This is a genomic window from Micromonospora sp. RB23 (assembly GCF_053585025.1).
Genome location: NZ_CM132111.1, coordinates 6,382,129 through 6,396,516, shown reverse-complemented (window position 1 = coordinate 6,396,516; position 14,388 = coordinate 6,382,129). Strand labels below are relative to the sequence as shown.

The following is a 14,388-nucleotide window of genomic DNA, read 5'->3' as shown; positions in this document are numbered from 1 at the left end:
CATCCCCCAGTGGACACTTTCGTGAATTCCTCAGCGCGGTGGATCGAGGCGGTGCACCAGCTCAGCGACGTCGACGCTGTACTCGCACCAGTCCCGGTCGGGCCGGTAACCCAGCTCCGCGTTGACCTTGAGCATCGCCTCGTTGGCCTGCGCGTTCCAGGTCTGCACCTCGGCCAGCTCCGGCTCGGCGGAGCGCAACTCCAGCAGCATTCGCGCCTTGATCGCCCGATCGATGCCGTAACCCCGATGGTCCTGCGCGACGATCGTGTCGTACTGGTCGGCGCGGGTCGGGTGCTGCGCGGGAACCACGACCTCGGTCAGGCCGGCCACCTCACCGCTCTGCTCGTGCCGCGCCAGCACGATGTACGGCTTCATGCCGCGCCGGTGCAGGGTGTCCAGGCTGTCCCGCAGGCGCTCCGGGTCGTAGGAGCTGGGACGTAGCTCGCCGTCCTCGACGTCGCGCACCTCGGCCTTGGCCCGCGCGTACGACTCCATCAGGTCGTCCGGCGGCCCGCCCGGATAGAACTCCAGGTGGTATCCCGCGCCGATCCCGGTGGCCATCTCGGTCAACTCGGCCCAGTCCACCGAGGTCAGGTCGAGCACGCTGCGCGTCTCCACGTACTCCCGGCTGAAGCCGAGCGACTCGTAGAAGGCCACGGCCGGCGTGTCGCCGACCACCTCGACGCCGATCGACCGGAAGCCCTCCTGATAGACCCGCCGGGCCGCGCGCAGGACCAGGTCACGACCGAGGCCGCCGCGTCGTACGGAGGGGTGGACCAGCACCTCGAGCACACCGATGTCACCGAGGAGCAGCACGTGGACCTGACCGAGGACCGCTCCGACCTCGCCGGGAGCGCTCGGTTCGGCCTGGGCGAGCCAGGAGATCCGCCGCTCACCGGGCATCACCTCGGCGAGATACTCCCGCAGGGACGTCTCCCGCCACGGCGGGTCCTGCGGCAGGTCGGCCGCGAGTACCGCGTTCAACGTGGTCAACAGCGACGCGATCTCGGCGGACGAGGCGGTCCTGGGGTCCCACTCGCGCACCATCACGCGTCTAGCTTGCCGCTAACGGCTGCCCGGGGGAAGTGTCCGGTCCTCCAATGTACGCGGACGATCACATCACCGGCGGCTGGTCCGTCCGTACCGGTCAGCGGTGTCGTAGACGGCCTTGGCGTACCGCCGCACGTCGTTGTACGACAGGATCGCGTTCCACCAGTCGCCGGGGATGCTGAGGTTGCGGCCACCCTTGCAGAGGTAGTTGCCGGCCGCCAGGGCCGCGTCGTCCAGGTCGTGCGGGTCCTTGACCCCGTCCTGGTCGGCGTCGGCCCCGATCTCCTGCCAGGTCGTCGGGATGAACTGCATCGGCCCGATCGCCCGGTCGTAGGTGCTGTCGTTGTCGAGCGAGCCGCGGTCGGTGTCGATGATCCGCATCCGGCCGCCATTGCCGTCCAGCGGTAGACCGATGATCTTGGGCAGCGCCTTTCCGTCGGCGCCCAACCGTGCGCCGTTGGCCGAACCGTGCCCGGACTCGACCTGACCGATCGCGGCCAACGTCGTCCAGCTCAGGGCACAGCTACGGTGGGTCTGGGCGAGCACCAGCTCCGCGTACCCGTACGCCTGCATGGCGGCCGGCGGGATGCCGACCTTGACCCCGACCTGCTGCGCCCAACCGGCCAGCGCGTCCGACGGACGACCGCCGACCGGCGGAGCGATGGTCGGCCCGGTCGGCACGACGCCGGTGGGGAACGCCCCGGTGGGCAGCGGCGCGGTCGGCAGCACACCCGTCGGCACCGCCCCGCTGGGCAGCGGACCGGTCGGCCGTGGATCGAGCGGCAGGGCCGGCGGCACGGCCACGGTCGGCGCGGCCGAGGCGTCGACGGCCACGGGCTTCGACCCGCGGATGGTCGCCGGGACGAGCAGCGCTCCCGCCGCGGCGGTCGCCGCGACCAGGGCCAGCAGGAACACTCCGGGCACGGTGAGCCGCCCGCTGGGCCGGCGGGACCACTCGCGGGTCGCCCGGGCGGCGGTCACCGCGGCCTGGCGCGGCGGTGGCAGACGTACGGCATGCGCGAACGGCACGCGCCGCCGCCGACCGGGCGTGACCGCCGGTACGGCCGCGACGCCGTCCACCTTGGTCGCCGTCAGGTCGGTGGCGGCTGCCGCGACTGTCCCGTCGCCGGTCTTCGCGGTGTCGACCTTGGCGTCGCCCGTCTCCGCCTTCGCCGGGTCGGCGGTCGTGGCGCTGGCCTTCGCCGTGTCGGCGGTCGTGCTGCTGACGCTTGCCGTGTCGGTCTTCGCGGGGGCGGCGGTGGCGCTGGCCTTCGTCGTGTCGTCGCCGTCGGTGCCGTCGCGCGGCGGGCTGTCGGTGCCTCCCTCGGCCCGGTCCGCGTCGGCGGTGTCCGTACCGGCGGTGCCGGCGTCGGCGGCATCGGCGGTGGGGGCCGCCTTCGCGGCGGTGTCGTCGTCGGCGGCGTTCTCGCGCCGGTCAGCGGCCGGGCCGTCGACTGTCGATCCAGGAGCAGCGTCATCCGAGGCCGGGGCTGCGGTCTTCGCGTCCGTCCTGTCGCTGCTCAGCCAGGGCCGACGCGGGCGAGGTACGGCCGGAGGCGCCGGATCCGGCGCGGCCCCCGACTCCGCCAGGGGCCCGTCCAGCGGCGCGGCCGGTCGAAGCGGTTGCACACGCGTCTTGTCCTCGCCGTCCACCACCCGTCGAGTATCACTCATGTTCCGGCGGACGTCAGGTGCACGTACCCTTGGTGGCATGCCCCGGTACGAGTTCCGATGCCGCGCCTGCGGCGACACCTTCGAGGTCAACCGTCCGATGGCGGAGGCCGGAACGCCGGCAAGCTGCCCGCAGGGCCATGCCGACACGGTCAAGTTGCTCTCGGCGGTGTCGGTCACCGGTCGCGGCACCGGCGCCGCGCAGACATCCGGCGGTGGCGGCGGCTGCTGCGGTGGCGCCTGCGGCTGCTGACCCGGCGGTTTCGGCGGCAGACTCGTGGACCGGCCTTGCCGGGACCGGGTTCGAGTGGCACCTTGAGTCGGCACGTGCCCGGCCGTTCTCACGATGCGTGACCGCTCGGACTCAGGCAGCATGAACCCGACGTCACGGGCGGAGGTTCCACGCATGTCGCCACGGATCCAGCTCCCGAGCGGTTGGGTGACCTTCGTGTTCACCGACATCGAGGGCTCGACCCGGCTGGCCCAGTTGCTCGGCGCGGACTACCGCCCGGTGCTCGCCGAGCATCGACGGCTGCTGCGTCGTACCCTGGCCGCCACCGGTGGTGCCGAACTGTTGACCGAAGGCGACTCGTTCTTCCTGGCCTTCGATGACGCGGCGGCGGCCCTGACGGCCTGCCTGACCGCCCAGCGGGCGCTGGCGAACCACGACTGGCCGACCGAGGAGGCCGCGCCCCGGGTGCGGATGGGTCTGCACACCGGCTACGCCGAGCCCCGCGACGGGGAGTACGCCAGTCCCGAGGTGCACCGGGCCGCCCGGGTGGCCGCGGCGGCACACGGCGGTCAGGTGCTCTGTTCGGCGTCCACGGCCCGCCGCGCCGACCCGCTGCCACCGGGCGCCACCCTGCTGGACCTGGGCCTGCACCGGCTGCGTGGCTTCGACGACCGGGAGCGGCTGTTCCAACTGGTCGCTCCCGGGCTGGAGCGGCAGTTCCCCCGACCGCGTACCGCCGACGCGGTGGCGCACAACCTGCCGACCCAGGTGACCTCGTTCGTCGGGCGGCAGGTCGAGCGCGCCGAGCTGAGTCAGCTGGTGGAGCGGCACCGGTTGGTCACGGTGCTGGGCGCGGGCGGCGCGGGGAAGACCCGACTCGCCGTGGAGTTGGCCGCCGGCGTGGTCGAGGCGTACCCCGACGGGGTCTGGTTCGTGGATATCGCCTCGGTGACCGACCCGGGGTTGGTGGCGTTCGCGATCGCCGCGGTGCTCGGGCTGCGGCCCGAGCCGGGCCGCCCGATGCTGGACACGCTCGTCGAGTACGCGGCGGCCCGCCGGATGCTCGTCGTGCTGGACACCTGCGACTCGCAACCGGCCGCCTGCGGAGAGGTCATCTCGCGGCTGCTCTCCGGCGGGGGTGGCGTGCGGGTGCTGGCGACCAGCCGAGAATCGTTCAGCCTGCCCGGCGAGGTGGTGTGGCGGATCCCGCCGCTCTCGGTCGACAGGCGTGCCGACGGCGCGGAGAGCGACGCGGTCGCGCTGCTGCTGGACCGCACGGCGGCGGCCCGTGGGGGCCGGCAGCCGGACCCGGCCGAGTCGGCCGACCTACGCCGGGTGGTGCAGCGGCTGGACGGGCTGCCGCTCGCCATCGAGCTGGCGGCTGCCCGGCTGCGGGTGCTCTCCGTGGGCCAGCTCGCCGAACGGCTGGACGACGTCCTCGGCACGCTGGACGCCGGCCGGGAGGATCCGGAGCCGCCGCCGGTGGAGCGGGGCTGGTCCGGCAACCAGCAGGACACCGTGGACCTGGTGGCCGCGGCGATCGGGACGCCGCCGCCGACCCCGGCGAGCAGAGCCGTGCAGCGGTCGGCCACCGAACGGCACCTGACCATGCAGGCCACCGTCACCTGGTCGTACCGGACGTTGGGGCCCCGGGCCGCGCGGCTGTTGCGGTGGATGGCGGTCTTCGCGGGGCCGGTGGACCTGCCGACGGTGGAGTGGCTGCTGGGCGACGACCCACTGGATCCGCTGTCGGTGCTGGTGGACAAGTCGATGGTGTTGGCCGAGCCGCGGGCCGCCGGCAGCTCGTACCGGATGCTCGACCCGATCCGGGCGTACGCGGCGCGGCGGCTGGCTGAGGCGGGTGAGGAGCAGGCCGCCCGGGACCGGCACGTGGCCTGGTCGGCACACGCCCTGGAACGGGCCCACCTCGGCCCGGACGGGCGACCGGTGACGCTGTCGCTCTACACGCTCGATCCGCTGGCCGACGAGCTACGGGCCGCGCTGCGGTGGTGTGCCACCGGGGGCAGCGCCCGCGCCGGTCTGCGTCTCGCGGGCGGGCTCGACCAGTGGTGGCGCGAGCGCGGGCTGGCGCGCGAGGGCCGGCTCTGGCTGTTCCGGCTGTACGGACGGATCGCCGAGACGGGCGAGCGGATTCCGGACGCGGAGCTGGCGGCGGCGTACCACATGCACTCGCTGCACGCCGGCGCCGACGGCGAGTTCGCGGAGGAGCTGCGGTACTCGCAGCGGGCGGAGGCCGCCGCCCGGCAGGCCGGTGACGCCGGCCTGCTGGCCCGGGTGCTCGCCGGCCGGGCCGCGCCACTCGTGGACATGGGCCAGTTCGTCGAGGCCGAGCGGGTCTGTCGGGAGGTCATCGACTGGGCGCACGGGCAGGACGTGGTGGGCGAGGCGCTGTTCGCGGTGTTCAGCCTGGCCGAACTGCTCTGGCGGCGGGGTGCGCTGGAGGAGGCGGCGGACCTGCTGGGAGCGGCGCGTCCGGTGGAGGCCGCCCGTCCGGTCGAGCGGGGCCGGCGGTCGGTGGACATGCTGCTCGGGATGGTCGCGCTGGCCCGGGGTGATGTGGTTGCCGCGCACGAACACCTGCTCGTGGCGTTGCGTTCGCGGATGGGGCACGGCTACCACGGCCGGGCCTGCGACACCCTGAACGCGATCGCGGTGCGGTGCGCGCGCGGTGGCGACCGGTCGACCGCCGCGCGGTTGTTCGGGGCGGCGCAGGTGACCCGGGCGAGCATGCGGGCGACGCCGGGCATCCACGGGGGCTACTGGGCCGACCAGCAGGCGGAGCTGCGGGCGATGATGGGCGACGGGGCGTTCGACGACGCGTACGCGGAGGGCGCCGAGTTGAGCCTGGACGAGGCGGTGGCGCTCGCGCTCGACGTGGAACATCCAGACCTGGCGGCGGACTCGACCCGTTTCAGCACGGACCTGTCCCAGCCCACCCCACCCCAACACCCGGCCACAAAAACCGAACACGCCTAACCCCAGCCCTGAGCCTTGTTGATCAAGAGGTTGGCGTCAGAATTCGCGCCTCCGCTGACGCCAACCTCTTGATCACCGCGCTGGGGTGGGGTGGGGTTGGGGGTCAGGCGCGGGTGCGGGCTTGGGATTCGGCCTGGGCCTTCATTTGTGCGGCTCGGTCGATGTCGGCCTGCTGGACGGCGGCTACCGAGCCGAAGATGTGGACCGCCTGGTAGTAGGTCCAGGCCAGGCTGTAGCAGGCGGGGCGGACGACCGTGTTGTACGTGGCGCAGACCCGCTTCAGATCTGCGTAGAAGGCGCTGTCCAGGCGGGCCTTGTTGGCCGAGAACTGGCCGACCGCCTTGTAGTTGCGGTAGCCGAAGTCGTGCCGGTAGCAGCTCAGGTTGAAGGTGAAGCCGAGCGGATTGTCCGGGCTGGACGAGCAGTAGTCGGTGGACCAGACGAAGTTGTACTCGGCCCAGGGTGCCCGGTTGAGGCGGGCGCTGTTCCAGGAGTTGTAGCTGGACGCGCTGGTCTGGGTCCAGCTCGACAGCACGGACAGCTTCTCGGCGGGGGTGACGGCGGCGGCGGGGGAGGCGATGGCGAGGGTGGCGAGCAGCGCGAGCGCGCCCGAGGCGAACAGGGTGGCGAGACGTCGGGGCACGGTTTACCTCCGCGGGGTGTGCGGTGGGACGGAAGTTACCGGCTGGTCACCGGATGTCGACAAGTTTCGATCAACTGATCAGCCGGCCGGTATGTGCCGCGCCAACTATCGGTGACATGCGTCGAAACAGACGAATGCCCCGGGCGCGGGTGCACCCGGGGCATTCACTGGACCTGATCAGTGCAGCAGGAACGCCGGCGGACCGGCCGGGCTCTCGTTGGCCGTCCGGTCCAGCGCGGTCAGCCGGTAGGTGTAGCGCCGGCCCGGCTCGGCCGAGGTGTCCACCCAGGACTGCACGACGCCGGGGGTCGCCCGCACGGTGTCGACCAGCCCGGTGGCGTCCGCGGTGGCGCACCGTCCGGGCAGCGTGGTCCCGTCGAAGCGGTAGATCGCGTACGACGTGGCCGTACCGAGGGGGCCCCTGCCGTCGGCGGGCTGACGCCAAGTCAGCCGGACGCCGTCGGCCTGCCGCGCGACCCTGGTGACCACCGGAGGGAGCAGCGGCTTCGCCGGCAGGTGCGGCATGGCCGGTACGAGGGCCGGGCGCGAGTAGTGCTCGGCCGCGTAGATGTCGGTGGCGCCGAGCCGGTTGGCCCGTACCTGGACGGCGGAGAAGTGCACGTTGCCCTGCACCTCGGGGTACGACCGGTTCAGCGTCAGGTGGTCGGACAGCTCACGCGGGTTCTGCCAGTAGGGCCCGTACGCGGGGTCGCCGCTCTTGTAGTCGGCCTGGCCGATGTAGAGCTGCACCCGGGTGCCGCGCACCGTCTCGGCCCACCACGGCACGAGGCGCGCGTAGTCGGCCGCCGGGTACTGGCCGATGTACCAGTAGAGCTGCGGCACGACGTAGTCGATCCACTCCTGCTTGATCCACTTTCGGGTGTCGGCGGAGATGATGTCGTACGACTGGCTGCCGGTGGTGTCCGAGCCGAGCGGGTCGGCGCTGGCGTTGCGCCAGATGCCGAACGGGCTGACCCCGAACTTCACCCACGGCTTCGCCGCCTTGATCTTGCCGTTCATCTCCTGGATCAGCAGGTTGATGTTGTCCCGCCGCCAGTCGGCCCGGTCGGTGAAGCCCCGGTTGTACGCCGCGAAGGTGGCGTCGTCGGGCACCTGGTAGGTGCCGCTGGGGTACGGGTAGAAGTAGTCGTCGAAGTGGACACCGTCGATGTCGTACCGCTGGACCGCGTCCATCATCGCGGTCTGGACGAACTCGCGTACCTCGGGGATTCCGGGGTTGTAGTAGAGCCGGCTGCCGGCGACGCCGGCCGGCGGATAGGCGAAAGTCCAGTCCGGGTGCTGCCGTGCCGGGTGCCCGGGCGCGAGCTGGCTGACGTCGGCGCCGGCGCCGCCGGGTGCCGGCATGGAGACGCGGTACGGGTTGAACCAGGCGTGGAATTCGAGGTTGCGCCGGTGCGACTCGTCGACGAGGAAGGCCAGCGGGTCCCACCCGGGGTCCTGGCCGCGTACGCCGGTCAGGTACTCCGACCACGGCTCGTACGCCGAGGGCCAGAGCGCGTCGGCCGTGGGGCGGACCTGTACGACGACCGCGTTGTGGTGCAGTCGTTCGGCGAGGTCGAGCAGGTCGCGGTACTCGGCCTGCTGGGCGGCGATCCGGTCGGGGCTCGTCTGGGAGGCCTTGCTGGGCCAGTCGATGTTGACCACCGACGAGATCCACATGGCCCGGAACTGTCGCTTGGGGGTGGCCGGGTTGGTGACGCAGTCAGCGGAGGGGGTGGAGGCGCTGGCGGAGGCGATGGGGGCGATGGGGGCGAGTGAGCCGAGCAGGGCCGCGGCCAGGCCGGCGGCGGTGAGCCGGAGTGCTTTCATGCGGTATGTCCCTTCGTTGGGGCTCCCGGTGCAGTCTGGATGCGGCAAGATTCGCCGCTGCCTATCTGCGTACAGAAGGAAATTTTCACAATCGCGACGCCGCCGCAAGTGTTCGTGGTTGACCATTCGTTCCGCTGGGTAGCAACGCCGGTCACCGGCCGCCACGGTGGTGGTCGCGCGGGTGTGAAGGGGTGAGCGCATGTCCGTGCTGCGAACCAAACCGATCAAGGACGTCATAGCCCAGGGCGAGGCGGACGGCACCGACGGCAGAGTCGGACTCAAGAGGCGGCTCGGGGCGCTCGACCTCACCGGCTTCGGCATCGGCATCGTGATCGGCACCGGCATCTTCACGCTCACCGGCATCGAGGCCCGCGACAGCGCCGGACCGGGCGTGGTGATCTCCTTCGCCATCGCCGGGGTGGTGGCCCTGCTCGCCGCCCTCTGCTACGCCGAGCTGGCGTCCAGCGTTCCGACCGCCGGCAGCGCCTACACCTACGCGTACGCGACGATGGGCGAGATCGTCGCCTGGATCATCGGTTGGGACCTGCTCCTGGAGTTCGCGCTCGGCGCGGCCGTGGTGGCCCGCGGCTGGTCCGGTTACCTGGCCGAACTGCTCGACCTGCCGACCCGCTGGTTCGGCGAGGAGGGCAGCGTCGTCAACGTCGGGGCCATCGCCATCGTGCTGATCCTCGGCATTGTCGCCATCGTCGGCATCCGGGAGTCGGCCCGGATCACCAACCTGCTGGTGCTGGTCAAGGTGGCGATCTGCGTCTTCGTGGTGGTCGCCGGCCTCTTCTTCGTCAAGGCCGCCAACCTCACCCCGTTCATCCCGCCGGCCGAGCCCGCCGGCAGCGGCGACGACGGCATCAAGCAGCCGGTGACGCAGGCGCTGTTCGGGTTGGAGCCGTCGGTGTTCGGCTTCGTCGGGGTGCTCAGCGCCGCCGCGGTGGTCTTCTTCGCGTACACCGGCTTCGAGGCCGTCGCCAACCTGGGCGAGGAGACGCGCAAGCCCAAGCGGGACCTCACGCTGGGCCTGCTCGGCACGCTGCTGATCTCCACCGTGCTGTACATCGGCGTCTCGCTGGTGGTCGTCGGCATGGTGCCGTACACCGAGATCGACCGGGGCGCCCCGATCGCGTCGGCGTTCGAGTCGGTGGGCGCCGGCTGGGCGGCGACGCTCGTCTCCATCGCGGCGGTCGCCGGCCTGACCAGCGTCATCCTGGTCGACCTGGTGGCGATGGGCCGGATCGGCTTCGCCATCGCCCGGGACGGGCTGATCCCGCCCTCGATCGCGGCCGTGCACCCGCGCTGGGGCACCCCGTACCGGATCTCGGCGATCATGACGGTCGCGGTCGCGCTGCTGGCCGGATTCCTGCCGCTCTCCGCCCTGGCCGACCTGGTCAGCATCGGCGCCCTCTGCGCGTTCGTGCTGGTCTCCATCGCGGTGCCGATCCTGCGCCGCAAGCGTCCGGACCTGGAGCGGCCGTTCCGGGTGCCGTTCTCACCGGTGCTGCCGATCGTCTCGGCGGTCGCCTGCCTCTACCTGATGCTCAACCTGTCCGTGGAGACCTGGCTGCGGTTCCTGGCCTGGATGCTGCTCGGCTCGATCATCTACTTCGGTTACGGCTACCGCCGTAACCGCCTCGCCCGCCACGAACCGGCCGTCGCGCCGGAGCAGCGCGAGCCGAGCGCCTGACCGGACGTGCCCAGGGGCCGAAGCGCCCCTGGGCACGATCGGGTCAGGGACGGCTCTGCGGCGTACCGGTCGGACCCTTGACCACCGGCTTGCCGTCGACCCAGGTCACCTCGTCGAGCCACACCTGCCGGCCCGGGTCGGTGCTGCCCTCCTGGCCGGGCGGCCAGGCGTGGTAGACGAGCCACGTGCGGCCGTCCTTGACCACCATCGAGGCGTGGCCCGGGCCGGAGGCGGCGTCGGTGCTCTTCAGGATCGGGTTCTCGGTGGCCTTCACGCACGGGCCGGTGGGGCTCTCGCAGACCGCGTAGCCCTCGGCGTACTCGGCACGGTCGTAGGCGTTGGCGGCGAAGAACAGGTACAGCCGACCGTCCTGTCGGTGGAAGAACGGCCCCTCGATCAGGGTGCCCTCCCACGGTTCGGTCTGCTTGAGCAGCTTGGTCGGCTCACCGACGAGGGTCAGACCGTCGTCGGAGAGGCGCTGCGACCACAGCCAGGTGTCGACTCCGATCGCGTTGCCGTCGTTCTTCCACAGCAGCCACAGGCTGCCGTCGGTGTCCCGGAACGGGCTCGCGTCGATCGCCCCGCCCAGCTCGGCCTGGCAGATCAGCGGGCCGGACGCGTCGTCGGAGTACGGGCCCTGTGGCGCGCTGGCCACCGCCCGCCCGACGCACTGGCGACCGGACTCCCGGCCGGCGACCGTGTAGTAGAGCAGAAACCTCTCCGGCGCGAGCTGGATGACCTCGGGCGCCCAGGTCTTGCCGGCGTCCGCCCAGTCCGGCAGCGCCGGCAGGGCGTCCTCGGCCTCCGTCCAGTCGACCAGGTTCGACGAGGTGCGCACCGGGACGTTGTGGCCCTGCGAGTTGGTGTGGAACAGGTACCAGGTGTCGCCGACCTGGATCACCTGCGGGTCCGGGGCGTCCGTGCGTACGACCGGGTTGGTGAACATCGTGGAGTCGCTTCCGCTGTTGGTGGTGGGTTCGCTGTCGGCGGCGCAGCCCGCGACGAGCAGCGCGGCGACGAGGGTGACCGCCGCCGCGCCCGCTCGCCGGGCATCTGCCCGCGTCATCCCTTCAGGCCGCTGCGGGAGACACCCTGGATGATGTGCCGCTGCGCGAGCACGAACAGGATCAGCACCGGCAGGCTCGCCAGCACCGCACCCGCCATGATCACCGGGTAGTCCGTGACGTACGAGCCCTGGAGCAGGCCCAGGCCCGGCGGCAGGGTCAGCTTCTCCGGGCTGAACAGCACGAAGATGGGCCACAGGAAGTCGTTCCAGTTGGTCAGGAACGACAGCACGGCGAGTGTGGCAAGCGCCGGCTTCGACAGGGGCAGGACCACCTTGTAGAAGATCTGCCACTGGTTGGCGCCGTCCAGGGTGGCGGCCTCCTCCAACTCGTTCGGGAGCGAGAGGAAGAACTGCCGCAGGAAGAAGACCCCGAACGCGCTTGCCGCGCCGGGCACCACGATCACGGCGAGCGTGTCGATCCAGTTGAGCTGGTCGACGATCAGGAAGTTCGGGATGATCAACGAAGTCGGTGGGATGAACAGCGTCCCGACGATCAGCGCGAAGCTGACCCCGCGACCGGCGAACTTCAGCCGGGCCAGGGCGTACGCGGCCATCGAGGCGGTCACCAGCACCAGCAGGGCGTGCAGCGTGGCGGCCACCATGCTGTTGAGGAACCACCGCAGCACCGGGTTCGCCGAGTTGTTGAGGATCTGCTCGTAGCCGTAGCCGGAGAGCGGGTTCGGCAGCCAGCTCGGCGGGATCTGCTGGGCGGCGGTGTAGGTCTTCAACGAGGTGATGACCATCCACGCCAGCGGCACCAGGAAGATCAGGGCCAGCGCGACCAGGGTGGCGTAGAGCGCGACCCGGCCGGTGGCGGCACCGCGGGTCGTCCGCGTGGGTGTCGTCATGGCGGTCCCCTCAGTCTTCCCGGTAGCGGAAGAGGCGGAAGTTGGCGATGCTCACGACCGCCAGCATCAGGGCGAACACGATGCTCATCGCGGCGGCTCGGCCGGCGTTGTTGTTGCGCAGGCCCTCCTCGACGATGAACCACACCACCGTGCGGGTCTCCGTGCCGGGCGTCCCCTGGGTGATCAGGAAGGACTGGCCGAACATGTTCGCCGAAGCGAGCACGGTCGTGGTGATCACGAACAGCAGGACGGGACGCAGGCCCGGCAGGGTGACGTTGCGGAACCGCTGCCAGGCGGTCGCGCCGTCCACCCGGGCCGCCTCGTACAGCTCCGGCGAGATGTCCTGGAGGCCGGCCAGGTAGATCACCGCGTTGAAGCCGGAGGTCCACCAGACCGTCACCCCGACCAGGGAGATCCATGCCCAGGGCATGTTCGTCACCCAGGGCGTGTCCGACGGCAACCCGACCACACCCAGGAGCCGGTTGACCAGGCCCAGGTTGGCGTCGAGCAGGAACCGCCAGAGCAGGCCGATCACCGCCACGCCCAGGACGTACGGGGCGAAGTAGATCGCCCGGAAAAAGGTCCGGCCCGGGAACGAGCGGTTCAACAGCAGAGCCAACCCCAGGGGTACGACCACCAGCAGTGGAACCGACAGCACCGTGAAGATCGCGGTGGCCCGTACGCTCTGCCACCAGTCGCCGTAGACGGCCGAGTCGCTGGAGAAGAGCTGCTTGTAGTTGTCCAGCCCGACGAACGGCCGGTTGGGGAGCTGGAAGTCCCACTGGTGCACGCTCAGCCAGAGGCCCAGGACGATCGGCAGCAGGCCGAATACCCCGAACAGGACCAGGTACGGGGCGAGGAACAGGTACGGCGTCGCCCGTCCGGTCCGGCGCGGCGAGGCGCCCCGGCGGGCTGCGGTGGCCGCCGGGGGCGGCGCGTCACCGCGCGCCGCCCCGACCTCGATCACGTCCGCCACGGGTTATCAGCTCCCGTACTTCTTGCGGTTGTCCTCGAGCTGCTTGTTGGCCTTCGCCACGCCGTCGTCGAGCGCCTGCTTGGGCGACTTCTTGCCCAGCGCGGCCTCGTTGAAGGAGTTGTAGAAGGTCGTCATGACCTCGCCGAGGCCCGGGGCCGCCGGCGGGAACGCCGCGTACTCCAGTTCGGGCGCGAGCGACGAGATCTCCGGCAGCGCCTTGAACTCGGCGCCCTCGCGGACCTCCTTGCGGGCTGGGATCTGGCCGCCCTTGGCCCAGTCCAGCGAGTGCTGGCTGAGCCAGTTGATGAAGACCTTCGCCCCGGAGACCTTGTTGGCGTCGTTGGCCCGCTGCTTCACGATGGTGAAGTTGTGCGAGTTGGCCCAGGCCGCCGGCTTGCTGCCGATCTGCGGGAGCGGGGCGACGCCCCACTGCACCTCAGGGCTCTTCTTGAGGTCGTTGATCTGCCAGATGCCGTTCCAGGTGAAGGCGTTCTTGCCGCTCTTGAACGCCAGGTAGTCGGCGTCCTGGCCGACGTTCGCCGGCGAGTAACCCTGCTTGATCATGTCGACCAGCCAGGTGCACGCCTCGACCGCCGGGTCGGAGTTGAACGTCGCCTTCGCCACCTCGGCGTCGAAGAGCGTGGCGCCCCACTGGTTGAGCACGGAGTAGAAGGTCATGCCGCCGGTGAACTGGAACGGGCTCACCCAGAAGCCCTGCACGCCGCCCTTCTTCAGCTCGACCAGGGCCGCCGTGTACTCGTCCCTCGTCGTCGGCGGCTTGTTCGGGTCGAGGCCGGCCTTCTGCATGACGGCCTTGTTGTAGTAGAAGCCCAGCGGGTGCATGTCCAGCGGGATGCCGTACCGCTTGTTGTTGTAGAGCCCGCCCTTCCACACGGTCGGGGCGAAGTCTCCCTCGGAGAGCTCCAGGTTCTTGGCCACGTCGTCCAGCTCGGTGATCACGCCACGGGCGGCGAAGGTGGCGAGCTGGTCCATGTGCATGACCGCGATGTCCGGACCGTTGCCGCTGGAGGCCGCCCCGGGGAGCTTGTTGTAGTAGTCCTCCCACTGGTACGTGGCCACCGACACCGCGATGTTCTTGTGCTCGGTGTTGAACTGGTTGACCAGCGCCTTGAAGATGTCGCCGTCGCCGCCGGTGAACCCGTTCCACAGCTTCAGGTCGACCTTGGGGCCGGTGTACTCCTTGCCGCCGTTGCCGGCGGCCGGGCCGGAGGCGTTGTCGCCTCCACCGCAGCCGGCGAGGGTCAGCGAGGCCGCCGCGCCGATTCCGAGACCGAGGCCGAGCAGGCGTCGCCGGCTCATGTCGTTCTGGATCATGCTTTATCTCTCCTTGGAGGGGGACGGTATGAATTGTGCCTGCT

Annotated in this window: 11 protein-coding genes; 3 read left to right on the top strand and 8 right to left on the bottom strand. The window is 70.9% G+C overall.

Annotation, left to right across the window (positions count from 1 at the left end; all coding sequences use genetic code 11):
* Positions 1 to 30: 30 nt before the first annotated feature.
* Entirely contained in the window at positions 31 to 1,047 is a 1,017-nt protein-coding gene (locus ACTFTM_RS29180; RefSeq protein ID WP_449566763.1) for a GNAT family N-acetyltransferase, read from the bottom strand.
* A gap of 72 nt (positions 1,048 to 1,119) precedes the next feature.
* A complete protein-coding gene (locus tag ACTFTM_RS29175) occupies positions 1,120 to 2,724 on the bottom strand; it encodes a lytic murein transglycosylase (RefSeq protein ID WP_449563527.1) in 1,605 nt (534 codons plus the stop codon).
* Between the two features lie 37 nt (positions 2,725 to 2,761).
* Between ACTFTM_RS29175 and ACTFTM_RS29170 the strand changes: the two genes are divergently transcribed.
* Both ACTFTM_RS29170 and ACTFTM_RS29165 read left to right on the top strand, forming a co-directional pair.
* Entirely contained in the window at positions 2,762 to 2,974 is a 213-nt protein-coding gene (locus tag ACTFTM_RS29170; RefSeq protein ID WP_449563526.1) for an FmdB family zinc ribbon protein, read from the top strand.
* Positions 2,975 to 3,127: 153 nt separating this feature from the next.
* Complete coding sequence (locus ACTFTM_RS29165) at positions 3,128 to 5,950, top strand: ATP-binding protein (protein WP_449563525.1); 2,823 nt, start codon at positions 3,128 to 3,130, stop codon at positions 5,948 to 5,950.
* Between the two features lie 103 nt (positions 5,951 to 6,053).
* Here ACTFTM_RS29165 and ACTFTM_RS29160 read toward each other — a convergent pair whose 3' ends face one another.
* A complete protein-coding gene (locus tag ACTFTM_RS29160) occupies positions 6,054 to 6,593 on the bottom strand; it encodes a phospholipase (RefSeq protein ID WP_449563524.1) in 540 nt (179 codons plus the stop codon).
* Positions 6,594 to 6,770: 177 nt separating this feature from the next.
* On the bottom strand, positions 6,771 to 8,423 hold the full coding sequence (locus tag ACTFTM_RS29155; RefSeq protein WP_449563523.1) for a family 10 glycosylhydrolase: 1,653 nt from the start codon (positions 8,421 to 8,423) through the stop codon (positions 6,771 to 6,773).
* Between the two features lie 199 nt (positions 8,424 to 8,622).
* Between ACTFTM_RS29155 and ACTFTM_RS29150 the strand changes: the two genes are divergently transcribed.
* Entirely contained in the window at positions 8,623 to 10,119 is a 1,497-nt protein-coding gene (locus tag ACTFTM_RS29150; protein ID WP_449563522.1) for an amino acid permease, read from the top strand.
* A gap of 43 nt (positions 10,120 to 10,162) precedes the next feature.
* Here the strand turns inward: ACTFTM_RS29150 and ACTFTM_RS29145 are convergent, their stop codons facing one another.
* The 4 genes from ACTFTM_RS29145 to ACTFTM_RS29130 are packed head-to-tail and all read right to left on the bottom strand — an operon-like array spanning position 10,163 to position 14,344.
* The gene (locus tag ACTFTM_RS29145; protein ID WP_449563521.1) at positions 10,163 to 11,185 is read right to left on the bottom strand and encodes a glycoside hydrolase family 43 protein; all 1,023 of its coding nucleotides are present in this window, start codon (positions 11,183 to 11,185) and stop codon (positions 10,163 to 10,165) included.
* Positions 11,182 to 12,033: a carbohydrate ABC transporter permease gene (locus ACTFTM_RS29140; RefSeq protein ID WP_449563520.1), complete on the bottom strand. Its 852-nt coding sequence runs from the start codon at positions 12,031 to 12,033 to the stop codon at positions 11,182 to 11,184. The genes ACTFTM_RS29145 and ACTFTM_RS29140 overlap by 4 nt, the downstream gene beginning before the upstream one ends.
* A gap of 10 nt (positions 12,034 to 12,043) precedes the next feature.
* Positions 12,044 to 13,009: a carbohydrate ABC transporter permease gene (locus ACTFTM_RS29135; RefSeq protein WP_435208100.1), complete on the bottom strand. Its 966-nt coding sequence runs from the start codon at positions 13,007 to 13,009 to the stop codon at positions 12,044 to 12,046.
* Between the two features lie 6 nt (positions 13,010 to 13,015).
* Positions 13,016 to 14,344, bottom strand: coding sequence for an ABC transporter substrate-binding protein (locus ACTFTM_RS29130; RefSeq protein WP_449563519.1), 1,329 nt, complete (start codon positions 14,342 to 14,344; stop codon positions 13,016 to 13,018).
* Between the last annotated feature and the right edge of the window lie 44 nt (positions 14,345 to 14,388).